The organism is Lentzea sp. HUAS TT2, assembly GCF_051853195.1.
In the GTDB taxonomy this organism is placed as follows: domain Bacteria; phylum Actinomycetota; class Actinomycetes; order Mycobacteriales; family Pseudonocardiaceae; genus Lentzea.
The window spans coordinates 8,585,645-8,608,343 of sequence record NZ_CP196667.1 but is presented as its reverse complement, the minus strand read 5'-3'; the positions used below and the strand labels follow the sequence as shown (position 1 = coordinate 8,608,343).

At 70.2% G+C, this 22,699-nt stretch carries 19 protein-coding genes; 6 read left to right on the top strand and 13 right to left on the bottom strand.

What is annotated here, in order from left to right:
- Positions 1 to 31: 31 nt before the first annotated feature.
- The 7 genes from ACSHWB_RS40735 to ACSHWB_RS40705 form a co-directional block, all read right to left on the bottom strand.
- Complete coding sequence (locus ACSHWB_RS40735) at positions 32 to 1,498, bottom strand: family 43 glycosylhydrolase (RefSeq protein ID WP_439658655.1); 1,467 nt, start codon at positions 1,496 to 1,498, stop codon at positions 32 to 34.
- 10 nt (positions 1,499 to 1,508) lie between these two features.
- On the bottom strand, positions 1,509 to 2,456 hold the full coding sequence (locus ACSHWB_RS40730; RefSeq protein WP_439658654.1) for an arabinan endo-1,5-alpha-L-arabinosidase: 948 nt from the start codon (positions 2,454 to 2,456) through the stop codon (positions 1,509 to 1,511).
- Positions 2,457 to 2,463: 7 nt separating this feature from the next.
- On the bottom strand, positions 2,464 to 3,903 hold the full coding sequence (locus tag ACSHWB_RS40725; protein WP_439658653.1) for a family 43 glycosylhydrolase: 1,440 nt from the start codon (positions 3,901 to 3,903) through the stop codon (positions 2,464 to 2,466).
- 11 nt (positions 3,904 to 3,914) lie between these two features.
- On the bottom strand, positions 3,915 to 5,282 hold the full coding sequence (locus tag ACSHWB_RS40720) for a glycoside hydrolase family 43 protein (RefSeq protein WP_439658652.1): 1,368 nt from the start codon (positions 5,280 to 5,282) through the stop codon (positions 3,915 to 3,917).
- Positions 5,283 to 5,411: 129 nt separating this feature from the next.
- Entirely contained in the window at positions 5,412 to 7,106 is a 1,695-nt protein-coding gene (locus ACSHWB_RS40715) for an RICIN domain-containing protein (protein ID WP_439658651.1), read from the bottom strand.
- A gap of 591 nt (positions 7,107 to 7,697) precedes the next feature.
- Positions 7,698 to 9,116 carry an ATP-binding protein gene (locus ACSHWB_RS40710; RefSeq protein WP_439658650.1) on the bottom strand — a complete coding sequence of 473 codons (1,419 nt, stop codon included), beginning with the start codon at positions 9,114 to 9,116 and terminating at the stop codon, positions 7,698 to 7,700.
- Entirely contained in the window at positions 9,116 to 10,783 is a 1,668-nt protein-coding gene (locus ACSHWB_RS40705; RefSeq protein ID WP_439658649.1) for an FAD-dependent oxidoreductase, read from the bottom strand. Before ACSHWB_RS40705 ends, ACSHWB_RS40710 begins: the two co-directional genes overlap by 1 nt.
- Before the next feature lie 56 nt (positions 10,784 to 10,839).
- Here ACSHWB_RS40705 and ACSHWB_RS40700 point away from each other — a divergent pair, with 56 nt between their 5' ends.
- Positions 10,840 to 11,103, top strand: a complete 264-nt coding sequence (locus ACSHWB_RS40700) for a UBP-type zinc finger domain-containing protein (protein ID WP_439658648.1) — start codon at positions 10,840 to 10,842, stop codon at positions 11,101 to 11,103.
- Between the two features lie 41 nt (positions 11,104 to 11,144).
- On the opposite strand, the gene ACSHWB_RS40695 is transcribed toward ACSHWB_RS40700, so the two are convergent.
- Genes ACSHWB_RS40695 through ACSHWB_RS40685 form a run of 3 tightly spaced genes read right to left on the bottom strand, consistent with a single transcriptional unit; the run spans position 11,145 to position 14,652 of the window.
- Entirely contained in the window at positions 11,145 to 12,068 is a 924-nt protein-coding gene (locus ACSHWB_RS40695; RefSeq protein ID WP_439658647.1) for a MerR family transcriptional regulator, read from the bottom strand.
- A gap of 44 nt (positions 12,069 to 12,112) precedes the next feature.
- Positions 12,113 to 14,059 (bottom strand): ABC transporter ATP-binding protein, encoded by a 1,947-nt coding sequence (locus ACSHWB_RS40690; RefSeq protein WP_439664756.1) that lies wholly within the window; start codon positions 14,057 to 14,059, stop codon positions 12,113 to 12,115.
- Positions 14,060 to 14,079: 20 nt separating this feature from the next.
- Positions 14,080 to 14,652, bottom strand: coding sequence for a TetR/AcrR family transcriptional regulator (locus ACSHWB_RS40685; RefSeq protein WP_439664755.1), 573 nt, complete (start codon positions 14,650 to 14,652; stop codon positions 14,080 to 14,082).
- A 149-nt stretch (positions 14,653 to 14,801) separates the two neighbouring features.
- On the opposite strand from ACSHWB_RS40685, the gene ACSHWB_RS40680 reads away from it, so the two are divergent.
- From ACSHWB_RS40680 to ACSHWB_RS40670, 3 genes are read left to right on the top strand one after another with little or no spacing between them, the layout of a single operon-like run.
- Positions 14,802 to 16,235: an amidase gene (locus ACSHWB_RS40680; RefSeq protein WP_439658646.1), complete on the top strand. Its 1,434-nt coding sequence runs from the start codon at positions 14,802 to 14,804 to the stop codon at positions 16,233 to 16,235.
- Positions 16,225 to 17,139 (top strand): class I SAM-dependent methyltransferase, encoded by a 915-nt coding sequence (locus tag ACSHWB_RS40675; protein ID WP_439658645.1) that lies wholly within the window; start codon positions 16,225 to 16,227, stop codon positions 17,137 to 17,139. The genes ACSHWB_RS40680 and ACSHWB_RS40675 overlap by 11 nt, the downstream gene beginning before the upstream one ends.
- Positions 17,139 to 17,663, top strand: coding sequence for an oxidoreductase (locus tag ACSHWB_RS40670; RefSeq protein WP_439658644.1), 525 nt, complete (start codon positions 17,139 to 17,141; stop codon positions 17,661 to 17,663). The genes ACSHWB_RS40675 and ACSHWB_RS40670 overlap by 1 nt, the downstream gene beginning before the upstream one ends.
- Here ACSHWB_RS40670 and ACSHWB_RS40665 read toward each other — a convergent pair.
- Positions 17,647 to 18,570 carry a DUF1295 domain-containing protein gene (locus ACSHWB_RS40665; protein ID WP_439658643.1) on the bottom strand — a complete coding sequence of 308 codons (924 nt, stop codon included), beginning with the start codon at positions 18,568 to 18,570 and terminating at the stop codon, positions 17,647 to 17,649. The two genes, ACSHWB_RS40670 and ACSHWB_RS40665, sit on opposite strands and share 17 nt — an antisense overlap.
- Positions 18,571 to 18,629: 59 nt before the next feature.
- On the opposite strand from ACSHWB_RS40665, the gene ACSHWB_RS40660 reads away from it, so the two are divergent.
- Together ACSHWB_RS40660 and ACSHWB_RS40655 are read left to right on the top strand one after the other, a co-directional pair.
- Entirely contained in the window at positions 18,630 to 19,202 is a 573-nt protein-coding gene (locus ACSHWB_RS40660; RefSeq protein ID WP_439658642.1) for a QsdR family transcriptional regulator, read from the top strand.
- Between the two features lie 72 nt (positions 19,203 to 19,274).
- Positions 19,275 to 19,556 carry a DUF3040 domain-containing protein gene (locus tag ACSHWB_RS40655; protein WP_439658641.1) on the top strand — a complete coding sequence of 94 codons (282 nt, stop codon included), beginning with the start codon at positions 19,275 to 19,277 and terminating at the stop codon, positions 19,554 to 19,556.
- 4 nt (positions 19,557 to 19,560) lie between these two features.
- Here ACSHWB_RS40655 and ACSHWB_RS40650 read toward each other — a convergent pair whose 3' ends face one another.
- Both ACSHWB_RS40650 and ACSHWB_RS40645 read right to left on the bottom strand, forming a co-directional pair.
- Positions 19,561 to 22,119 (bottom strand): CHAT domain-containing protein, encoded by a 2,559-nt coding sequence (locus tag ACSHWB_RS40650; protein WP_439658640.1) that lies wholly within the window; start codon positions 22,117 to 22,119, stop codon positions 19,561 to 19,563.
- The gene (locus ACSHWB_RS40645) at positions 22,116 to 22,580 is read right to left on the bottom strand and encodes a hypothetical protein (RefSeq protein ID WP_439658639.1); all 465 of its coding nucleotides are present in this window, start codon (positions 22,578 to 22,580) and stop codon (positions 22,116 to 22,118) included. The genes ACSHWB_RS40650 and ACSHWB_RS40645 overlap by 4 nt, the downstream gene beginning before the upstream one ends.
- Positions 22,581 to 22,699 lie beyond the last annotated feature (119 nt).

The following is a 22,699-nucleotide window of genomic DNA, read 5'->3' as shown; positions in this document are numbered from 1 at the left end:
GGCGGAGGGGTGCGTGCTGTCCTGCCGGAGATCACCCGGCCGGTTCGCCCGACGGCGCGGGGAGCTGCGCACCGAGCGGGACCGGGGTGCCGAAGTTCGGGGTGCCGTCCGAGTTCCAGGTGAACCTCTGCGCGCGCGTGGACCGTTCCATGCCGCAACCGGCCGACGCGCTCGTGTTGCCGTGGTAGACGATCCAGTCCTCGGAGCCGTCAGGGGACTTGAAGAAACCGTTGTGGCCGGGACCGAACACCCCGTGGGCGTCGTCGCGCTGGAAAACAGGGTTGGGCGACTTCGTCCAATGCGCGCGGTTGAGCGGATCGGACCCGGTGAGGGTGAGCAGGCCGAGCTTGTAGTCGGGGCCCCAGCAGGCGCTGGCCGAGTACACGATCATGGTGCGGCCGTTGCGGTACAACGGTTCCGCGCCCTCGTTGACCGGCGCGGTCTGCCGCTCCCACGCCAGGGTGGGCTGCGAGATGGTGCGCCGCGCACCGCTGATCGTGTAGGGGTTCGACAGCGGGGTGATGGTCAGGCTCTGGGTGCCGTCCATCGCGCTGCCCATCAGGTACAGCTTCCCGTTGTGCTGCAGGATGCTCGGGTCGAGCTCCCAGGTGCTGCCCAGGTCCGCCTTGAACGTGTACGGGCCCATCGGGTCGGTGCCCGCGCTCTCCAGCACGTGCAGGCGCTGCGTGGGGTTGTAGTCGGAGACGTTCTGCCCGGCGACGTAGTAGAGGTACCAGCGGCCGTTCAGCAGGTGGAACTCCGGCGCCCACATGTTGCAGCACCCGTTGGGTCGGCCTGACAGGGTGAACACCACGGTGTCCGCCGCGCTCGACAGACCCGCCAGCGTGCGGGAGCGGCGCATGGTGATCGTGGAGTTCCACGTCGTGGTGGCCAGGTGGTAGTAGCCGTTGTGGAACTGCAGCCACGGGTCGGGGCCGCTGCCCTTGATCGGGTTGGTGACGTTGCCGGGGGCGCCGATCCTCACCAGCCGCCACTGCTGGTTCGTGCCGCCGGTGTCGGGCCACTGGATCACCTGCGCGCCGTTGGCGGAGGAGAAGTCGAGGACGTCGACCGCCTTGCCGCTCGCACGGCTGACCAGCCGCACGTGCCCGTCCGGCGAGTCCGCCAGCCGGAACTGCTGCCCGGTGCGGCCTGCGTCGGTCGTCTGCACGAGCCCCGCCCGGTCCGCGGTCGAGCTGAAGTCCAGGACCTTGCCGCTGTGCCGGGACCTCACCCGGTAGTAGCCGCCGCCGGAGTCGACGAACTGCCACTGCTGCCACGCGCCGTCGTTGCGCGCGTACTGCGAGATCCGCGCTCCGTCCGCAGTGGACAGTTCGTAGACGTCCAACGCCTTGCCGCTGTTGCGGTTGACCAACGCGTACGACGCGCTGGTGTCCACGACCGCGGCGGCGGCCACTGCCGGGACGGCGGTGGTGAGGCCGATCAGCAGGGAGACGGTGGCGGCCAGGACGGTGCCACGCGAGTTGATCGAGGTCAAGGTCTGCTCCCTAGCGCAGGAACGGCCAGCCCGCGGAGTCGAAGGCCAGCAGGTTGATGCCGAGCCGCGACGCGCCGGTGTCCGTGTAGTAGTGGTAGACGAGGAGGTCGCCGTCGACGTCGGCGAGGACGTCCTGGTGCCCCGGCCCGTGCACGCTGCCCTGACCGGCCAGGATCTCCGTGCCACCGCCGGAGTTCAGGGCGGTGCCGTTGCGGGCGACGTAGGGGCCGGTGACGCTGCTCGAACGGCCGGCCATCACCCGGTAGGTGCTGGACGCGCCCCGGCAGCACAGGTCGAACGAGACGAAGAGGTAGTAGTAGCCGCCGCGTCTGACGATGTTCGGCGCCTCGATCGCGCCGCCGTTCCTGCTCGCGATGGAGCGGACGACCGAGTCGGACCGCAGGCCGGTGGACGGGTTCAGCGCGACCATCTTGATGCCGGACCAGAACGAGCCGAAACTCAGCCACCAGCGGCCCTGGTCGTCCACGACGAGATCCGGGTCGATGGCGTTGAAGTCGTCCGAGGTCCGGGTCTCGACGACCAGGCCGCGGTGGGTCCACGTGCCGGAGTCGCCGCTGGTGCTGGTGGCGAGGAAGATCGCCGACCGGTTCGAGCCGAACGTCGAAGCCGAGTAGTACAGCCAGTACCGTCCGTCGCGATAGGACAGATCAGGTGCCCAGAGGTTGGTGCCACCGCCGGTGTAGGGCGTGGTCCACGACGCGCCACCGGGGAAGGCGGAACCCGCGTTGCGGAACGCGATCCGGTCGGCGGAGGTCTTGAGCGCGACGTTGGGGCCGGTGTGCGCCACCAGGTAGCTGCCGTCGGAGCGCTTGACCACGCTCGGGTCGTGCACGCTGATGTCACCGGTGACCCGGCCCGGCAGGGGATAGGCCCACGCGGGCGGTGCGGTCGTGACAGTGGCCAGGACCACCGCCACGAGCAGTGCGATCTTCTTCATGCTCTCGTCACTCCAACACGAACGTCGCGTCCGCCCGTCCCTGCGCGTCACTGACCGCCTGCAGGTACAGCAGCCCGTTGCTGACGCGGATGTGGCGGCCGGGGAAGTTGACCGACTCGAACGACACGGCCGAGCTCGCGGCCAGCCCGGCGCGTTGCGAGAAGCTGGCGTCGTTGCGGAACAGTGTGCTGCCGTCGCTGCGCTCGACCCACAGCTCGTTGTTGCGGTGCCGCAGGTAGTAGCCGGGGAAGTTGACCGACTCCAGTGACACCGCGCCGGAACCGGTCAACCCCGTGACGAGCTTGAACTGGGAGTCGGCCAGCGGGGCCACGCCTGCCTCCATGCGCGCGCGGTACTCCCAGTGCCGCACGAAGCGGTCGGTGGCGGCGTAGGACCTGAGCCTGACGGGCGTCGGTCCGTCGGCGACCGGGATGCCGAAGTCCGGTGTGCCGTCGGCCTTGTAGTAGACCTTCTGCACGCGTGTGCGGCGGTTCGGGTCGTTGAGCGGGTCGCCGCTGATGTCCCGGTAGTTGCGGTCGTGGTAGACCATGACGTCGCTGCTGCCGTCCTCGGACACCGTGAACGAGTTGTGGCCGGGTCCGTACTGACCGGTCGCGTCGTTGCTGGTGAACACGGGGTTGGGGCTCTTGGTCCACGACGCCGGGTTGAGCAGGTCCGCCGACGCCGACGCGGACAGCAGGCCGAGGCAGTAGTTCGCGTCGGTGGCGCTGGCCGAGTAGGTCAGGAAGACCTTTCCGTTGCGCTGCAACACCGCCGGACCCTCCGCCACCTTGAACCCGCGGGTCTCCCAGGCGAGCGCCGGCACCACGAGCCGGGTCACCGTGCCGGTGATCGTCCACGGGTTCGCGCCCATGCGGGCGAGGTAGACGTTGGAGTTCGTGGAGATGCCCGGTTCCTGCTGCGCCCAGGTGAGGTAGCGGACCCCGTTGTGCACGAACGTCGAGGCGTCCAGGGAGAAGGTGTCCCACGGGGTCGTGATGCGGCCGCGCTCGGTCCACCCTCCGGCCAGCGGGTTGGCGCTCGAGGTCTCCAGCACGTACATCCGGATGCGCCAGATGTCGTCGCTGCGGCCCGCCGCGAAGTAGACGTACCACCTCCCGTTGATGAAGTGGATCTCCGGTGCCCAGATGTGGGCGGCCATCTCGCCACTGGAGTGCTTGCGCCAGATCACCGTCTCCTGTGCGGAGGCCAGTCCCTGGATCGTGGTCGCGCGGCGCAGGACGATCCGGTCGTACTCCGGCACGGTCGCGGTGAGGTAGTAGAAGCCGTCGGTGTGCTTGAAGACGTGCGGGTCGGCACGCCGTTCCGCGATCGGGTTGGTGTACCGCACCGCGGGCGACGCACCCGCCTGCGGTGCGGGCGATCCGGCCACGACGGTGACGGCGGCGAACACGAGTGCGGCCAGGCGGAGGAGAACCGTCTTCATCGACTGTCCTTTCAGGCCAGTGGCGCGGTGACGGTGAAGGACGCGTCGCCGGCGAACGCCGAGTCGGGGGTGCGCCAGTCGACGCGCAGTTCGTGGTTCAGGTGGCGCAGGTACCGGCCGGGGTGGGAGTAGGACTCGAACGACGTGCTCCCGCCGCCCGCGAGCCCTGCCCGGCCGCAGAAGGTGGCGTCGCGGGCGAACACCGCGTCACCGCTGTTGGTGTCCAGCCGGACGCGGAAGTCGTAGTGCCGCAGGTAGCGGTCCGGGAAGTTCACCGAGCGCAGCGAGTAGCAGCCCGCGTTGGCCAGGCCCGCCACGACGGTGAACGTCGCGTCCTGGCGCGCCGTCAGGGGGCTGGACGAGCTGACCGGTTCGACGTAGCCGAGGTTGTCGCGGTGGCGGGCGTACCGGTCGGGGAGGTTGGCCGAGCGCAGCGACCGGGTGCCCGTGGCCACCGCGGTGCCGTCGCCGGAGTCCTCCCGCAGCACGGTGAAGTGCCGTGCGACGCCGGACAGCCCTGCCAGCTCGACCTTGGCTCCGAAGCTGCCGAGGTTCGTGCTGTCGGCGTAGAAGTACCGCCGCTGGCCGTACTGGTCGAAGTAGATCCGCCACCGGCCGTCGGGCAGCCGCACCAGCGCGGGCCCTTCGAGCCCCGAGCCCCAGCCCGCCCAGTTGCCCGTGCCGACGAAGGTCCACGGCCCGTTCAGCGACGTGGCGGTGGCGTGCTCGACGTACTTCGTGGTCTCGTTCTTGAGGAAGTTGTGGTACGTCCCGCCGACCTTGACCAGGAAGCTGTCGATGAAGTTGGCCGGGATGCCGAGCGCGACCGGGCTGCTCCACGCAGACAGGTCCGCGTTCGTCGCGGTGATCCGGTACGGGCGGAACTGTCCCGCCGTTCCGCCCGTGGACGCGGAGAAGATCACGTGCACGCTGCCGTCGGAGTCCTTGAACCACTCCGGCGCCCACGTGCTGCCGGTGGCCCCGTTGAGTCCTACCCGGACGGTGCGCAGGAACGTCCAGTTCACGTAGTCGGCGCTGCGGGCGAAGCCGATGGTGTCGCCCGTCCAGTTCGTCGTGTGAACGATGTAGTAGTAGCCGTCGGTGTGCCGCAGGACGCTGGGATCCCGGATCAGTCCCGACGGCGGCGTGTAGGCGTTGGCTGTCACCTGGGTGAAGCCGGTCGCGTTCGCCGAGTCGAAGACGTACATGTTCGACTCGCTGCTGTTCGTGAACGCGGTCATCAGGTAGTGCGGCACCGGACCGGCGGCCGAAGCCACCGGTCCGGTGCCGACGAGACTCGCCCCGGCGGCGAACGCGGCTGTGACAGCGATCAGCACGCGCCTTCGGAGAGTGCGGACGCGCGGCAGGGTGAAACGCATGGACCGGCTCCTTGAGGCAGGGGAGGCTCCGGAGTGTGAGCGTTAACACTATGGCGGGACACGACCGTCGAAATCCCGTTCGAACCCGTAGTTCGATGATCGTTCGACAGTTCTCGCGCCCGGCGGCGGTCAGAGTGCGACGGTCTTCCCGCCGAGGGTGACGACGAGCCTGCCGTCGGAGGCGAACGACCAGCCGAGGGCCCCGGCGTAGCCGGAGCACCGGGAGCCGTTGGTGCCCGCCCAGAACTGGTTGGAGGAGTCGGAGTTGCCGACGACCTTGTCGTTGCTGCCGCTGCCGCCGCGGCAGGAGGTGTTGGTGCGGAACACCGAACTGCCCGCGTCGAAGGAGAAGTTGCGTTCGTCGTTGTCGATGCCGAGGTTGCTCGACACGGCCATGGAGCCGGGGTTGCGGTTGTACGTGAAGCCGTGTTTGCCGTTGTCGTAGGCGATCGTGCGGCTGATCGTGTGGTTGACGCCGATGTCCTCGCCGCCCAGCTTGAAGCCGTTGCGGTCGCCGTTGCCCGCCTGGCCGCCGTTGCTCAGGGTGCCGTTCTCGTAGGCCAGCGAGTCCTCGATGGTGACGGCACCGATCGCTCCGGTGTCCGGCTTGGTGTAGAGGTCCCAGCCGTCGTCGATGTTGTTGTGCGCGACGGAGTAGCGGAACACGTTGCCCGGCCCCGAGGTCAGCTTCGCCGCGAACCCGTCGGCGTCCTCGCCGTCCGAGTCGGCGTTGTCGTGCGACTCGGCGCTCAGGATCAGGTTGTTGGCCGGCCACTGCTCCTTCGGGGTGCTCGACAGCATCCGGGAGAGCTGGAGGCCGGTGTCGCGGTTGAAGCGGGTGATCGTGCGTTCGAAGATGTTGTTGCTGCCGCTGACGAAGATGCCGTTGTCGCCGGCGCGCTCGACGATGATGCCGTGGACGTGCCAGTACGAGCCGTTCACGGCCAGACCGCGGTTGGCTGGATCCTCGGACTGCGCCGAGAAGTTCAGCACCGGCTTCTCGCCCTGGTAGGCAGTCAGCTTCTTGCGGGCGCTGGACGTGCCGTTGTTGGTGGGTGGGATCGTCACCGTCTGCGAGAAGCTGTACGTGCCACCGCGCAGGAAGATCGTGCCGCCCGCGGCCACGCGGGAGAGTGCGGACGTCAGCGTGGTCGGGTCGGAGATCGTGCCGGCAGCGCTGTCACCCCCGGTCGGCGACACGTACAACGCGTTGGCCGGCGGCGTGCCGGTCGTCGTGGTCGTCGTCGGGCCCGTGGTCGTGGTGGTGGTGGTGGTCGTCGTGGTCGGGCCGCCGGGCGGTGTGAGCGTCCACTGCTTGGTCGCGGCGCTGTCGCAGGAGTTGGTCTGGATCAGCGCGCCCGCCGTGGTGGCGTTGTCCTTGACGTTGAGGCACTTGCCCCCGTTGGCGTTGGCCAGGCGGTAGTCACCGCCACTCGCCGTCAGTGCCCACACCTGGCTCGTGGCGCCGGTGCACGTCTCCAGTTGGACCGGCTTGCCCGCGCTGGTCGAGGCGTCGCGCACGCCGACGCACAGGCCTCCGGCGGTGATCCGGACCCCGCCGCTGACGTCGGTCAGCACCCACTCCTGGCCGGCGCACGCCTGTTGCCGCAGCTGCGTTCCGCTCGACGGGCTCGTTCCCGCGTCGAGGCACTGGCCGCTGCCGGCGTTCTTCAGCAGATAGGTGCCGGCGGCGTTCGCGTTCGCGGCGGCACCGGGCCACGCGGCGAGCGCGGTCACCAGTGCGACGACGGCGCCACCCGACACCAGCCCGGTGCGAACGCGGCGTTGTCGGGCCAGGCGCGCGGGCTGTTCTGGAATGCCCATGAGAACTCCACTTCTCAACGCTGAGAGAAAGGGTTTCCGGTCGGATGAGCGACGGGTTCTCGCCGGATGCTAGGAGCGTTCTCCGTGTGAGGTCAAACGTCGAAATTCAGCGCACCCCGTCGATTTGCATTGTCGAATCGATCGAATGTCCAGGTCGCTGCCGGTCGACTCGATCAACGGGTCTGAGCAGGAAATATCCTCTGGTCACACTCGTGAACAGAATGTGTGATTCCCGGGTTCACGACCATGAATCTTCTGGCATCCCGGTGTTCCGCATTGCGTATTTCTTGCGGCTGGCGTCAACGTGCAGACGAGTGCTAGCGGATCGCGCCAAACCCTGTCTGTCGACGAGTGGATCCACGGAGACTTCCCATGCGGGTAAAACCTCTTGTCATCTGTGCCGTCTTTTTCGCGGGTGCGCTGGCCGCGCCGGCCCGGTCCTGGACCGAGACCTCGCCGGAGGCCTGCTCGGGCACGGTCGATCGGCTACGCGGACTCCGATCCCGGCCGGCTGGTCGCGCGTGACAACTCGCTCACCGGCTCCGGTCCGTGCGAGGTCGACGGCACCGTGAAAGCATCCGTCACAGCGACTCAGGGGTGAGCGTCGATCCCTTCCCTGGGCAGCAAGACCTGGAACCGCGTGTCGCCGGGCACCGACTCCACCCTGATGGCGCCGTGGTGCTTGTTGACCACGATCCGCCACGAGATCTCCAGCCCGAGCCCGGTGCCCTCGCCGACCGGCTTGGTGGTGAAGAACGGTTCGAAGATCCGGTTCTGCACCGCCGCCGGGATGCCGGGGCCGGTGTCGCCGATCTCCACGACGAGATGCTTGTCCTCCAAGAAGGTCCGCACGGTCAGCGTGCCAGAACCGCCCATCGCGCTCAGGGCGTTGTCGATCATGTTCGTCCACACCTGGTTGAGCTCGCCTGCGTACGCGGGGATCTGGGGGAGCGTCCGGTCGTAGTCCTTGACCAGCCGGACGTCCCCGAGCTTCCCGCCGAACATGACCAGCGTGGAGTCGAGCAGCTCGTGCACGTCGACCACCTGGAACGGCGCGCGGTCCATCTGGGAGTACTGCTTGGCCGCACCGACCAGAGTGGATACCCTGGTGGTCGCGTCCTCGATCTCGTTCATCAGCATCTCGGTCTCGACCGTGTACCGGAGCCAGTGCACGGCGGATCCCGTGACCGCGGCCGGGCACGCGGTGAGCGAGTTCTCCAGCCACTCGACGTCCAGCCCGGCGGCGACGAGGACGGGCGCGACGTCCCAGCCACCGCTGATGCCGTGGTCGTCGAGCCAGTCGGAGACCTCGTCCTCGGCGTCGCTCGTCTCCAGCGGGCTCAGCTTCGGTGCCTTGGCGACCCGTTCGACCGCCTTCTCCTGCAGCTTGACCAGGGACGGCAGCACCTCCGGGTCGATCGCCCCCTGTGCCAGCAGGGCGAGCTTGTGCCGCATGCCCGCGACCCGTTCGCGCAGTGCCGCGGTCGCTCGGACGGCGGCCGCGGCCGGGTTGTTGAGCTCGTGGGTGAGGCCCGCGGACAACGCGCCGAGCGCCGTGAGCCGTTCGTGCTGACCCACCGTCGCCTGGGTGTTCCGCATGCCCCAGAACAGGCCCTCCAGCAGGTGCATCGCCATCGGGAACCACGCGCGGACCATCGGCCCGAACTCGTCGGCGTCGAACTGCAGCATCGACGTGGCGGTGATCGACTCGACGGTCATCTGGTAGGTCGGCTGGTCGAGCTCCAGGTAGGCCTGGGTGGCACCGAAGTACGAGCCGCGCAGGTTGCTGCGGCTCACCTCGATCCGCTGGCCGCCGATGGTGCGGCACAGGGCGACCGTGCCTTCGAGCAGCACGAAGAAACACGTCGCGGGCTCGCCCTCGGTGAGCACGGGCGTGCCGGCCTCACGTGTCTCGACGTGGCCGTGCGCGGCCAGCCAGTCCAGCTGTTCCTGGCCGAGCTTCTCGAACAGGAACAGTTCGCACAGCTCGGCTGCGGTGAGCTTCTCCATCACGACCTCGCCAGATAGCGGTGGACCAGGGTGACGGCCATGGCGCCCTCACCGACCGCGGACGCGACGCGCTTCACCGAGTCCGCCCGGACGTCGCCCGCCACGAACACGCCGGGCACGTTCGTCTCCAGGTGGTACGGCGCCCGCTCGAGGTCCCACCCGGGAGGTGAGCCGCCGAGGTCGGGGCCGGCCAGGAGGAACCCGTGGTCGTCGCGTTCCAGCGTGCCGTCCAGCCAGTCCGTGCGCGGGGCGGCGCCGATGAACGCGAACAGCCAGCTCGCCGGGACGGTCGTCGTCTCGCCGGTCTTGTTGTGCAGCAACGTCAGCGTCTCGAGGTGGTCCTCGCCGGCGCCGCCGCAGATCTCGGTGTGCGTGCGCACCTCCACGTTCGGGATCGCGTCGAGCTGGTCGATCAGGTACCGCGACATCGACTGCTCCAACGAGTCGCCCCGCACCAGGATCACCACCTTGCGCGCGTGCCCGGAGAAGTAGACGGCCGCCTGGCCGGCGGAGTTCGCGCCACCGACCAGGTAGACGTCCTGGCCGGCGCAGTTCGGGCCCTCGGTGGTCGAGGCGCCGTAGTACACGCCCCGCCCGGTCAGCTCGCCGAGTCCTGGCGCGTCGAGCAACCGGTACGACACCCCGGTGGCGAGGATGACGGTGTGGGCGGCGAGCTCGGTGCCGTCGCCGAACCGCACGATGCGTGCGGCACCCCGGCGTTCGAGTGCCACGACGTCACGGGTGGTGAGCAGCTCGACGCCGAACTTGACGGCCTGTCTGCGGGCCCGTTCGGTGAGCTGCCCGCCGGACACCCCGTCGGGGAAGCCGAGGTAGTTCTCGATGCGGCTGCTGGTCCCCGCCTGGCCACCCGTCGCGATCCGTTCGACCAGGACGGTCCGCAGTCCCTCCGACCCGCCGTACACCGCGGCACCGAGCCCGGCGGGCCCGCCGCCCACCACGATCAGGTCGTAGAACTCGGCCGACGGCTGCGTGCTCAGGCCCACCTCGGCCGCGAGCTCCGCGTCCGTCGGGTCGACCAGGGCCGTGCCGTGCGCCGTGACGACGACCGGCAGCGTCGTCCCGTCCTGATGCGCCGCCGTGAGCAGACAGCGGGCCTCCGGCTCGTCGAGCGCGTGCCAGCGGAACGGAACGCTGTTGCGCGCCAGGAAGTCCCGCACCTCGTAGGACCGCGGCGACCAGCGGTGCCCGATCACCCGCACCCGCTGCGGTGGCTGCCGATCGCTCACCGCCCACGCGCGCAGCTGCTCGTCGAGCACCGGGTAGAGGTTCTGCTCCGGCGGGTCCCACGGCTTGAGCAGGTAGTGGTCGAGGTCCACGACGTTGATCGCCTGGATCGCGGCGTCGGTGTCGGCGTACGCCGTGAGCAGCACCCGGCGTGCCTGCGGGAACACGTCCATGGCCTGTTCGAGGAACTCGATGCCGCTCATCTGCGGCATCCGGTAGTCCGCGAGCAGCGCCGCGACCTCCTCGCCGCGCAGCTTGATCTCGTGCAGGGCCTCGAGGGCCTGGGGCCCCGACTCCGCCCGCACGATGCGGTAGTGCTCGCCGTACATCCGGCGCAGGTCGCGCGCCACCGACCGGGACACGGCCGGATCGTCGTCCACCGTGAGGATCGAGGGCCGCGCGACGCGGTCGGCAGTCGTCATGTGCCCAGTCAAACACCAGAACTTGTCGATGACAGCAACAGAGGTACCGTCGTGCCGTGCCAACTACTTGCGAACACGTCGCCGAACTGGGCGCGGAGCCCACTCCCAGCACGCTGGAGGGCTGTGAGGACTGTCTGGCCGCCGGCGGCAGGTGGGTGCACCTGCGCCTGTGCCTGGGCTGCGGCAAGGTCGCCTGCTGCGACTCCTCGCCCGCCAAGCACGCCTCGAAGCACTTCGCCGACGAGGGCCACCCCGTCATCCGCTCGTTCGAGCCGGGGGAGACCTGGCGCTGGTGCTTCGTGGACAACACGCTCGTGTGACCTGCGGGCCGCCGGTGGAGCTGTGCACCACCGGCGGCACCTCATCGCCGCGCGGCCGCTCCTTCTGCGGCGATCCGCAGAGCGGTGGCCAGCCAGTGCAGTTCCTCGGTCGAGTCCGGGGCGCCTTCCCGCCCCCGCACGCGACTGACCAACCGGCGGTACCGTTCCGCGCCCGCGTCGATCCCCGCTTCCAGGGACACCAGCACCGCGCTCAGATCGGCGTTGCCGAACATGGTGGAGATCAGCTCCGCCGCGCCGGGATCGCCGGGGCCGACGCCTTCCTCCCTGGCCTGTGCGACGGTGTTCACCACCTGCCGGGCCCACCAGATGGTCGCGCCGGGTGGTTTCTCCCGCCCCGGCGCGGGCGTGTTCAGTTCCAGGAACGTTCCCAGCCGGGCGCGGAAGCCCGGGTCCTGCAGGAGTTCCGCCAGCTCGATCCAGGCGTCCACCTGGTCGGGCGTGGGATCCTCCGGCAGGTCGATGCTGAGCTCTCGTACCCGTTCGCGCAGTCCGGGGTCGATGTCGAGGCGACCGAACACGTCCGCCTTGAAGTCGTCGACGATCTGCGCGCGTTCGGCGGCGGAGAGCCGTGCCAACCGGTTCATCAGTGCTGTCTCCTCGGGAGTGGATCGACGTTGGGACACCGTGGACAGCACGGCCCTGCTCACCTTCAGGGCGCGGATCCGCGCGTCGATCGCGGCCACGTGCGCCGCGGCGACCTCGGCGACCGTCACCTCGCGTTCGAGCACCCGGCGCACGTCGTCGAGCCCGAAGTCCAGCTCCCGCAACGTGCGGATGAGCTCGACGCGGGCCACGCACGCGGCGTCGTAGAGCCGGTAGTCGCCCGATGTGCGACCTACCGGCGCGATGACGCCCTCGTTCGACCAGAAGCGCAAGGTACGAGCCGAGATGCCCGTACGGCGCGCGAGCTGGCCGATGGTGAGCAGGTCCGTGCTTTCGTCCATGGGTCGATCCTCAACGTTGCAGCCACTGGAAGGTCAAGCGCCGCTCAGCCCGGTACTTCGTCCAGATAGGCCTGTGCCTGCAACGTGAACAGCTCGGCGTACCCGGCCTTGGCCGCCATCAGCTCCTCGTGCGTGCCGTACTCGGCGACCTTCCCGTGCTCCAGCAACAGGATCCGCTCCGCCTGTCGCACGGTCGAGAACCGGTGCGAGATGTACAGCGTCGTCCGGCCCTCCGACAGCTCCCGCAGCCGCGAGAACAGGTCGTGCTCCGCCCGTGCGTCCAGCGCGGACGTCGGTTCGTCGAGCACCAGGATCGGTGCCTCCCGCTGGAACGCCCTGGCCAGCGCGATCTTCTGCCACTCGCCGCCGGACAGGCTGACGCCCTGGTCGAACCAGCGGCCGAGGGGACTGTCGTAGCCCTGCGGCAGCCGTTCGATCCGCTCGTCGGCACCGGCGCGGCGGGCCGAGTCCTCGACGTGCGCCCGGTCCTCGAGCCGGGTCAGGTCGCCGAGGCCGATGTTCTCCGCGGCCGTGCCCTGGTAGGTCACGTAGTCCTGGAACATCGCGCTGATCCGCGTGCGCAGCTCGACCGGGTCGTACTCGCGGATGTCGACGCCGTCGAGCAGGATGCGCCCGCCGGTCGGGTCGTAGAGCCTGCAGAGCAGCTTGAACAACGTCGACTTGCCCGCGCCGTTGCGGCCCACCACGGCCACCGTCTCGCCGGGCAGGATCTCGAAGGTGACGTCGTCCAGCGCGGGCTCCTCGGCGCCGGGATAGCTGAAGGTCACCGAGTCGAACCGGATGTGACCCTCCACTGTGGACGGCATCGGCCGTGGTGACGCCGGTGCCGTGATCTCCGGCTTCGTGTCCAGGAACTTGTACAGCGTGTCGAGGTAGAGGTTGTTCTCGTACATCCCCGAGAGCGCCGTGAACAGTCCGGACACCGAGGCCTGCACGGAGGCCGCGGCGGCCGTGTACAGCGCCAGGTCTCCCAGCGTGAGCCGCCCGCCGACCGCTTCCAGCGCGATGTACAACGTGATCGCCGACCCCGCGGCGGTGCTCAGCAGGCCCCAGGACGTCGAGCTGATGTTGCGGTTGACAGTCAGCTTCCGCTGCCGCTCGTAGGAGACGGTGCCGAGCCGGCGGAACCGGTCGACGAAGTACGGTCCGAGCCCGAAGAGCTTCGTCTCCTTGGCGTAGGTGTCCGTCGTGACCAAAGAGGACAGGTAGTCCATCCGCCGCTTGATCGGCGACATCATGAAGGTCAGCCAGAACGCGCGCGAGCCGTACTTCGACTGCGAGATGAACGCGGGGATCGGCGCCAGCAGCGCGACCAGGGCCAGCAGCGGGCTGATCGAGACGAGCAGCGCGATCATGCTGCCGAACGTGATGAGCGTCCGCAGGAGCCCCAGCGCGGAGTTCATCATCGACAACGGCCGCGTCGGCGCTTCCTGAGCGGCCTGGCGCAGCATGTCGTACGACGTCGAGCCCTCGAAGTAGGCGAGGTGCAGGTCGCTCGCGTGCCCCATCACCCGGTGGCGGATGGTCAGCGTCATGCGTTCCTGCAGCAGCGTCTGCGCGATCGACGTCAGCGCGCTGCTGACCGCCGTCGCGGCGAGCACGCCGAACTGGAACAGCGCGATCCTCGCGATGTCACCCGTGGTGCCGGTGTGCTGGATCGCCGCGACGACGGAGTCCAGCAGCAGCTTCGCGATGTACGCGGTCACCGTCGGCAGGAGTCCCGACAGGAGCGTGATCAGCGCGAGGACGACGGTCAGGACCGGACTGGCCTGCCACGTCAGCCGCACGACCTTCGGCAGGCCGCGGACGGTGCCCGCCACGGACGTCCTCAGGCGCTTCAGCCGGGAGCGCAGGTCCTGTGGTTCGTCGTCCTGCTTCGGTTCGGGGATGTCGACCGGTCCGGTGAGCCCGCTGTCCGGCACCGTCGTGGCACGCCGCCGGCGGCCGCGCCGGGCCATCACGAACTCCATGCCGCCCCCGCCGCCCGGCATCATCCAGCCTCCACGGCGCCGTGCAGGAAGAAGTCGACCACCTGGCGCGTGGTGGGCGCGTCGTCCGTCGCCAGCCGGCGGCCGCCGAACAGCAGGGTCAGGAAGAGGGCGGCGAGCTGTTCCGGTGGCAGCCGCAGCCGGTCCTTCTCCGGGGTGAACAGCTCGACCATCGCTCCTCGGATGGCGGTCATCGACTCGCGGCGCCCGCCCTTCCACGTGCCGCGGCGCTGCTCGGGGTCGCGCTTGGCCCGGCCGGACGCGTGCAGCGCGCTCATCAGCGCGCCCATCCGTTCGAGGTGTGCGCCGAGCGCTTCGGCGGCTTCGACGAGCCGGTCCTCGAGGGGCTGGTCGACGGGGATCTCGGCGATCGCGTCGAGCACGTGGTCGGGCCTGAGGGCCTCGGCCGTGCAGGCGTCGAACAGCTCGTCCTTGTCCTTGAACGCGCGGAAGATGGTGCCCTCGCCGATGCCGGCGGCGCGAGCGATCTGGCTGCTCGTCACGTTGGCGCCGTGCTCCACCAGGAGGGGCAGCACCGCGTGCACGATCATGGCGCGCCGGTCCTCGGCGCTCATGCTCGGCGCTCTGCGCCGAGTCTCGGGTGCTGGTGTCATGCTCCCATAGTGCGGAGTGAGCGCTCACTCCGTCAAGCGAGTATGGGCTCCGTCGCGTTTCGCGAATTCGTATTTCGTGCCCTCAGCCGCAGGTCGATAGCGTCGAGATCATGGAATGGAGCTTTCACCCGGCCGAAGGGCTCGTGGCCGCGTTGCGCGCCGGTGCGGTGACGTCGGTGGAGCTGACCGACGAGGCGATCGCCCGCATCGAGCGCGACGACGAGGTGGTCAACGCGATCTGCGTGCCGGACTTCGACCGGGCGCGGGCCGCCGCACACCACGCCGACCAGGCACGCGCACGTGGCGAGGACCGGCCGCTGCTCGGCGTGCCGGTGACGGTCAAGGAGTCGTACGACATGGCCGGGCTGCCCACGACGTGGGGCATGCCGCAGCACCGGGGCTTCGTGCCGGCCGAGGACGCGGTCCAGGTGTCGCGACTCCAGGCCGCGGGCGCGGTGGTGCTGGGCAAGACCAACGTCCCGTTGGGACTGCAGGACATCCAGAGCTTCAACGAGATCTACGGCACCACCACCAACCCGTGGGACCCCGGCCGCACGCCGGGCGGATCGTCCGGTGGATCGGCGGCGGCCCTGGCGTCCGGGTTCGGCGCGCTGTCCATCGGCTCCGACATCGCCGGCTCGCTGCGCACTCCCGCGCACTTCTGCGGCGTCTACGCGCACAAGCCGACGCTCGGACTGGCGGCCAGCCGCGGCATGGTCGCGCCGACCGAACCGGCGTTGCCGGTCGACCTCGACCTCGCCGTCGTCGGCCCGATGGCGCGCACCGCCCGCGACCTCACGCTCCTGCTCGACGTCATGGCCGGACCGGACCCGCTGACGTTCGGCGTGGCGCACCGGCTGGTCCTGCCGCCCGCACGCCACGAGCGGCTCAGCGACTTCCGGGTCCTGGTCCTCGACGACCACCCGCTCATTCCGACCGGCTCGGCCGTGCGGGCAGCCGTGAACCTGGTGGCCGGCGCGCTAGCGGACGGCGGCGCCCGCGTCGAACGCCACAGCCCGTTGCTGCCCGACCTGACCGAGGCCGCGACGCTCTACATGCAGTTGCTGGTCTCGGGCTCGGTCGTGCGCTTTCCCGTTGGACTGCACGAACTGCGCGCGGACGACCAGAGCCTTGACGCCGTGCGGCTGCGGGCCATGGCGTGCAGCCACAGCGACTGGATCGAGGCGAACAACCGCCGCGAGGTCCACCGCCAGGGCTGGCGGCGGCTGTTCGCCGAGTTCGACGCGGTGGTGTGCCCGATCACGCCGACGCCCGCGTTCCCGCACGACCACACCCCCGACCCGATGGCGCGGAAGATCGACATCGACGGCGTCGAGCACCCGTACTTCGACCAGCTCGTCTGGGCCGGTCTGGCCACCATGCCCGGCCTGCCCGCCACCGCCGCCCCCGCGGGCCGGTCACCCGAGGGCCTGCCGGTCGGAGTGCAGCTCATCGGTCCGATGTTCGAGGACCGCACCCCGTTGCGGCTGGCCGAACTGCTGGAGCAGGAGATCGGCGGCTTCGTGCGGGCCGGTGATCGCTGAGGTGGCCGTGCTGGAGATCTCGGACCTGGTGGCCCAGTGGGATGAACGCACTGGCGAGCGCGTTCCGGTCCGCCGGGCGGAGGTGGTGGACCGCCTGCACGCGGCCGGGGACGCACGGGCCGCCCGGATCGTGCGGCGGATGCCCGTGACGGGGGAGTTCCTGGACCCCGTCGCGGTGGACCGCCTGCTGATCCGCGTCCACACCGAACTGCAGCGGCTCAACGAGGAACTGCACATGGCGCAGCGGTTCGCCGAGCTGCTGGTGCCGATGCTCGACGTCATGCGGGCGCGCGGAAGCCGCCTGCGGGTGGTGGACATCGGGTGCGGGGTGGGGTTCACGGTGCGCAGCCTCGCCGCGTCCGGGGTGCTGGGACCGGACGTCGAGCTGGTGGGTGTGGACTTCAACCACGCCCTCGTGGCCGAGGCGTCCAGGTTGGCGCAGGACGAGCGGCTCCCGTGCACCTTCGTCCGCGCGGACGCGTTCGCGCTGGCCGAGGCGGCCACCGTCTACCTGTCGTGCGGGGTGCTGCACCACTTCGCGGCCGACCGGCTGCCCGCGTTCTTCCGCGCCCAGGACCGCGCCGGTGCGCTGGGGTTCGTCCACTACGACATCGCCGCGACCCGGCTGGCCCCGCTGGGCGCCTGGCTGTTCCACCGCGCCCGGATGCGGGAGCCGCTCGGCCGTCACGACGGCGTCGCGTCCGCCCGGCGCGCTCACGGCGACTCGGTGCTGTTGTCCGCTGCCGCCGCGGCGGAGGGGATGGACGCGTTCCTGTACGAGTCGTTCCGGCACACCAACCCGTTCTGCGCGGCGATGAGACCGGTCGTCGGCCTGCGCCCGGAACTGGTGGGCGACTTCCGCCGAGCCCTGGGCCGTCGCGCACGACGTCTGGTCGCCGGCTGATGGCCGTGGTGGTGCCGCTCGTGCTGGGCCTGCTCGCCCTGGCCGACGCAGGGCTCGCGGGTTTTCGCGCCGCGACCGGCCGCAACGCCCGGATCGACAAGCGCGCCTACTACCTGCGGGCGGCGCGCAGGGGCCTCGCGGGCGGGACGATCCTCCTGGGGCTTGTGGCGTTGCTCGTCGTGGTGACCCTGGGCAGTTCGGCCGACCCCGGCGCCCGTTACGACGAACTGGTCCGCGCGGGCACGCGCATGCTTCAGGTCGTGGTGCCGTTCGCGGCGCTCGTGATCGTCTCGCTGCTGGCGTACTGGCTGATGCCGATGAGGGAGAGCACGTTCGTGATCTTGATCGGCCTCGGCCCGTTCACCCTGGTACGGCCGGTGGTCGTGCTCGGCGCCGCGGTGTGGACGGTGCTGGGGTCGGCCGACGGACTCGCCTGGGCGGTCGCGATCGCGGCGGCCGTCGGCGTGCTGGCGGTCGAACCGGTCGTCCACCGCCGCTGGTACCGGGCTACCGAGGGGTCTTGACGGGTCCGGGGAAGAACATGTTGGTGGTGGCCTGGTACCGCGCGTAGTCAGGGCGTTTGCGCAGGCTGTAGTACTCGGCGGGGCGTGCGCCGGTGTGCTTGGTCAGCGTGACGTACAGCGTCCAGGAGGCGAAGAACAGGCCCAGGGTCAGCAGCACCCACACCACTGGCGAGGTGTCGTGGAACCGGGCCGGCAGTGCCGGCAGCGCGACCAGCACCAGGGCGTTCCACTGCATCCACTGGAAGAAGTAGTTGGGATGCCTGCTGTAGCGCCACAACCCCTGGTCGCAGGTACCCCGCTTGCCGAGCGCGGCGAACCGCTGCTTCTGCCGGTCGGCCACCGACTCCAGGACGTAGGACGCGGCCCACAGGACCAGCGCGACGCCGGACAGGACGGTCAACGACCCCTGGTCGTCGGCTGCGACGACGAACGCGGGGACGGCCAGCACCGACGCGTTCGCCAGGCCCTGCAACCAGATCTCGTACTGGACGGACCACGCCTCGCTGCGGAACCCCTGCCGCTCCCAGCGTCGCCGCTGGTACTGGTACCGGGGCAGTTCGACCTTGCGGGAACCGGGCGTCCACCAGCCGTGCTTCACGCTCAGCGCCAGGCCCCACAGTCCCATCCGCAGCCCCATGGCCAGGTAGGCGAGTGCGACCGCGACCGTCACGACGCCGAGGTCGTCGGCCGTGACCAGGGTGACCACGCCGATCGCCACCAGGCCCCACGGCCAGGCCACGTCGACGTACGACACGTGCCGCGTGAGGTGTCCGGGGATCGCCGCCGCGAGGGTGAACAGCACGACCTGCGCCCCCAGGTTCCACCAGGCGGGCCCCGCGGTGCCCGGATCCAGCAGCAACGCGACCCCGACCAGGGCGAACGGCAGCATCGACCAGACCCGCCGCATGCGGTCCTCCTCGCAGGGTGAGACATTCCTTCTGATTGTCTCAGTGAGACACTTTATACATGCTGTCTCACGCTGCGGCCACCGTGGACCTGACCACCGAGCCCGAGGTGGACCCGGTCATCGCTCACGCGCTGCGGCAGTTCCTGCGCGAGAGCCGCATCGACATGGGCGAGCTCGCCACCGAGGCCGGCATCGGCCGCGCCACCCTCTACCGCAGGTACGGCGATCGCGACCGGGTGCTGGGCGAGGTGCTGTGGGCCATCACGCAGCGGGCGTGGGCGCGCCTGTGGCGAGCCAGCCCGCAGCGCGGCATGGCCAGGGTGGTCGCGGTGCTGGACCAGGCGATGCGTGACACCGTCGCCTCCCCGGCCCTGCGTGCCCTGCTCGAACGCGACCCCGAGACCGCGCTGCGGGTGCTGACCTCCCAGCAGGGCGTGGTGCAGCACCGCCTGGTGACCGGGCTGGCCGACCTGATCCGTGCCGAACGAGGCGACTCGTCCGAGATCCCGCTGACCAAGCTCGCCTACGCCGTGGTCCGGCTCGCCGAGTCGTTCTGTTACTCCGACGTCATCACCGGTGCCCCGCCGGACATCGACACCGCCACCGAGATCATCCGGAAGCTCCTCGCCTAGGGACGGGAACCTTGCCGGTTCCCGATCGTTGGCCTTGGTGAAGCCCTGACCAGCCCACCGGGAGGACCGGACATGAGACTGCCGGACCGCGAGCAGCAGGAACTGGACGAGATCGAGCGCCGCCTCGCCGAGGACGACCCGAAACTGGCCGCCAAGCTCAACCGCCCCGCACCCAGGGTGCCCCGCAGGACCCTGGTCCTCGCCGGGCTGCTGCTGACCTACGCCGTCGGCCTGATCGTGGTGGTGGCGGGCGTCACCTTGTCCTCGGTGGTGCTCATCGCGCTCGGCGCCTGCGTGGTCCTCGGGGTGTTCGCCTGGTTCGCCGTGCGGGCCTGGCGCGAGCACCGGGAGTAGCGGGTCACCCTCCCACGTGCACGAACGGCTCGCACCGCACTGCCGGATAGGTGGCGCGGATCCTCAGGACGGCCGTGTGCAGCGCGACCGCGGGGGAGGAGGTCTCGGCCAGCGCGTCGTAGTAGTGGCTCGCGACCAGCTGGGCGGCGCGGTCGCCGACCCGCCAGAGCGTTCCGACGACGTGGCGGAAACCCGCCATGTGGAAGGCGCCGGTGATGTGCAGCGACTCGTCGGTCAGCTCCGGTGGCGCCGCGCCGGTCTCGCACGCCGACAGGAACGCGATCTCGGCGCCGGCCAGGCGCAGACGGGCGATGTCGTTGACGCTCAACGGGTTCTCGGCGTGGTCCCAGAGCACCAGGCGACCTTCGCCGCTGGCGCTTTTGGCATGACACGCGAAATGCACCCAGCGGTGGCGTGGCAGGGCTTTCAGCACTGACTGTCGCAGCGCGCGGTCCGCGGTGAGGACGTGCGGGCTCGCGAACTGCGCCGCGACGTGGTCCGCCTCTTCGCGGGCGGCGGGGAGGTCGGGCATGCCCGGCGCCGACGGCACGGCCACGATCAGCGGGTTCTCCGGCCGGGTGATCGCCGGCGCCTTCCACGCCGCGGCAAGGCTGCGCAGCGTTGGTGTGTAGGACGAGACGAACCTGTCCATCACGTCGCCGGCGGCGTGCAGGGGCAGCGCGGTCAACGGGCCCGTCGGCATCCACCACAGCCGCGCCGGAGCGCTGTCGCCGAGCGGCAGCCGGTCGACGATCACCCGTTCCAGCCAGGAGAGCACGGAGTCGATCTCGTCCGCCGGGTCGAGGCGGAACCGCTCCGCGCGGTTCGCGAGGTCGAACAGTTCCAGCTCCGGCAGGGCCACCGGCACGACGGCCGGTCCGGCGATGAGCAGCGCGTCGCACCGCAACGCGCTCACGTTCACCACGACCACCAGGCCGCGGGCCGGGTCCACGAGCTCCTCCACCGCGGGAGGCAACAGGAACCGCTCGAATCCCGGGAGCTCCCGGACGGAGCCGACCAGCTCGTGCCACTCCTCGGTCAGCGCGTGCCGGCGTTCGCCGCTGAGTCCGGTGTCCTGGGCGTACGACGCGCCGCTCGGGGCGTCGAGCACGGTCCGCAGCTCGTCCAGCCGCCGTGCGAGCTCTGGGTGCTGCTCCGCGAGGTCGGTCAGCTCGGTCCTGGCGTCGAGCGCGTGGCCGATCATCACGCCGCGGCCCTGTTCCAGCAACGCCACCGCGAGCAGCGGGTCACCGGCCTGGAGCGCGCAGGCGGCTGCGTCAGAGGCGAGCCCGGCGAACGCGGCGAGCGCCCGTTCCCGGTCGGCCTGGGTGACGTGCCGGGGAGCGGTGCGCGGCAACAGTTCGACGGCCAGCCGGAACGCCTCCAGCGCACCCTGCCAGTTCCGCTGCGTCACCATCTCGTACGCCCACAGCCGTGCCGCCTCCACGCGCGCACGCGGCGGGAAGTCGGCTTCCCCTGCGACCTGCCGGTACAGCGCGAGTGCCGCGAGACGATCGCCGACGAACGCGAGCGTGATGGCGTGTTTCAGCATCGCGTCGGCGCGGGTGGGATGTCCGTGCGGCGTGGACCGGACCGCGTCCTCTGTGGCGCGGGCCAGCCGCTTTCCCTTGCTTCGCAACAACAACGGCAGACCGCGAACCCGGGCGGCGGTCGTGAGCCGGTGCGGCTCCCCGCCGGTGCCGTACAACGACACCAGCGCCAGTCGTTCGCACTCCGCCAGCACCGCGGAGCGTTCCGCGCGGTTGGGATGACCGGGCGGACTCTCCTTCAGCGCCTGGCGCACGAGGCCGGTCGCGGTGCGAAGGTCCTGCCGCTGTCCGGTCGCGCTGTGGCGGGCGAGCAGGACGAGCGCGAGGTTGGACTGGAAACGGGCTCGCAGCGCGGGAGTCCGCGCCTGCGGCACCACCGTGCCGGCCAGCGTCACGGCCTCGTCGATCAGGGCGACGTCGCGCGTCGACTGGAACCGCAGCCGCAACGCCTCCGCCAGGTTGGACTTCGCGTTGACCCGGTCGTCGCTGCCCGCGTCGGCGGCGTCGAGCGCCTGGCGGAACAACGAGATCGCGTCGTCGAGCGCGGAACTGTCCCCCGAGTGCACGTGCACGGTGAGCAGTCCGTCGGCGTGGTTGTTCAGCCGCGCGGAACGTCGCCGGTGCCGTGCCGGTGTCACCTCCACCGCGCGACGGCTGGCCTCGGCCGACTCCGCGAGGTCGTCACCCGACCCCGTCGCCTTCCACCGCAGCCGCAACGCTCCCGCGAGGTTGGCCAGGTACGACGGCAGGCGCTCTGCGTCGTGGGGGTAGTTGTCGACCGTGTCGCGCAGTGCGGTGATGGCCTCGTCCAGGTCGTCCCGGGTGCCGAGCACCTCGTAGCGCGACCACAACGCGATGGCGAGCCCGTTCGCCACGGCTCCGTCCCACCGAGAAGACGCCAGCACGCGGAACACGCTGATCGCGGCCTCGAGCTCGGAGCGCAGTCCCGTCCGTTCGAAGGCGCGGAAGTGGGCGCACGCACGCTCGTAGTCGCTGTCCTCCCACAGGATCATGAGCGGCGGTGCCGGGCGCAGTCCGCCGCCGTGCCGGGGTCGCCGCGCCCGACGTGGCACTCGGCCATCCACCCGCCGACGCCGATCATCAGCGGCATCTCGCCGAACGGCGTGCTCATCGACGGCGACTTGCCGATCGCCGGACAGGGCAGCAGCCGTTGCCCGATCACCGACAGGTACTCGTGGCGCACCCGTTCGACCCTGTCGTCACCGAGCGGGAGCACCTCGCCGATCCGCGAGATCGCGAGCAGCACGGCGCAGTGCGGGCAGGCGTTGCCGTCCTCGTCCGCCACGATCCGGAACGGCTTCTTCCGGTCGCCGCGGCGTTCCTCCCACTTGACGATCACGGTGCCGCCCACCTGGTACATCAGGTAGAGGTGCGTCATGTCGGGCCGGATCCCCTGCGCCACCGCGTCCGCGAAGCCGCGCACGGTGACCTTCCGCGCTCCCCGTCCGAACATCGGCGGTCCCCTCTCGACACCGGCCAATCACACTACGTGACCGCCCGGGTCGTGCGGCACGAAACGGATGAAGCCGGTGCACACCAGCCGAATGGCCTACGCGGGCCTGCTATCGGTGG

Coding starts and splice junctions, on each gene's coding strand:
- ACSHWB_RS40655 (WP_439658641.1), top strand. CDS start 19,275: ATGAGACTGCCGGACCGCGAGCAGCAGGAACTGGACGAGATCGAGCGC.
- ACSHWB_RS40665 (WP_439658643.1), bottom strand. CDS start 18,570: ATGCGGCGGGTCTGGTCGATGCTGCCGTTCGCCCTGGTCGGGGTCGCG.
- ACSHWB_RS40705 (WP_439658649.1), bottom strand. CDS start 10,783: ATGACGACTGCCGACCGCGTCGCGCGGCCCTCGATCCTCACGGTGGAC.
- ACSHWB_RS40725 (WP_439658653.1), bottom strand. CDS start 3,903: ATGAAGACGGTTCTCCTCCGCCTGGCCGCACTCGTGTTCGCCGCCGTC.
- ACSHWB_RS40720 (WP_439658652.1), bottom strand. CDS start 5,282: ATGCGTTTCACCCTGCCGCGCGTCCGCACTCTCCGAAGGCGCGTGCTG.
- ACSHWB_RS40670 (WP_439658644.1), top strand. CDS start 17,139: ATGGCCGTGGTGGTGCCGCTCGTGCTGGGCCTGCTCGCCCTGGCCGAC.
- ACSHWB_RS40690 (WP_439664756.1), bottom strand. CDS start 14,059: ATGGAGTTCGTGATGGCCCGGCGCGGCCGCCGGCGGCGTGCCACGACG.
- ACSHWB_RS40730 (WP_439658654.1), bottom strand. CDS start 2,456: ATGAAGAAGATCGCACTGCTCGTGGCGGTGGTCCTGGCCACTGTCACG.
- ACSHWB_RS40660 (WP_439658642.1), top strand. CDS start 18,630: ATGCTGTCTCACGCTGCGGCCACCGTGGACCTGACCACCGAGCCCGAG.
- ACSHWB_RS40645 (WP_439658639.1), bottom strand. CDS start 22,580: ATGTTCGGACGGGGAGCGCGGAAGGTCACCGTGCGCGGCTTCGCGGAC.
- ACSHWB_RS40715 (WP_439658651.1), bottom strand. CDS start 7,106: ATGGGCATTCCAGAACAGCCCGCGCGCCTGGCCCGACAACGCCGCGTT.
- ACSHWB_RS40650 (WP_439658640.1), bottom strand. CDS start 22,119: ATGATCCTGTGGGAGGACAGCGACTACGAGCGTGCGTGCGCCCACTTC.
- ACSHWB_RS40710 (WP_439658650.1), bottom strand. CDS start 9,116: ATGGAGAAGCTCACCGCAGCCGAGCTGTGCGAACTGTTCCTGTTCGAG.
- ACSHWB_RS40685 (WP_439664755.1), bottom strand. CDS start 14,652: ATGAGCGCCGAGGACCGGCGCGCCATGATCGTGCACGCGGTGCTGCCC.
- ACSHWB_RS40695 (WP_439658647.1), bottom strand. CDS start 12,068: ATGGACGAAAGCACGGACCTGCTCACCATCGGCCAGCTCGCGCGCCGT.
- ACSHWB_RS40680 (WP_439658646.1), top strand. CDS start 14,802: ATGGAATGGAGCTTTCACCCGGCCGAAGGGCTCGTGGCCGCGTTGCGC.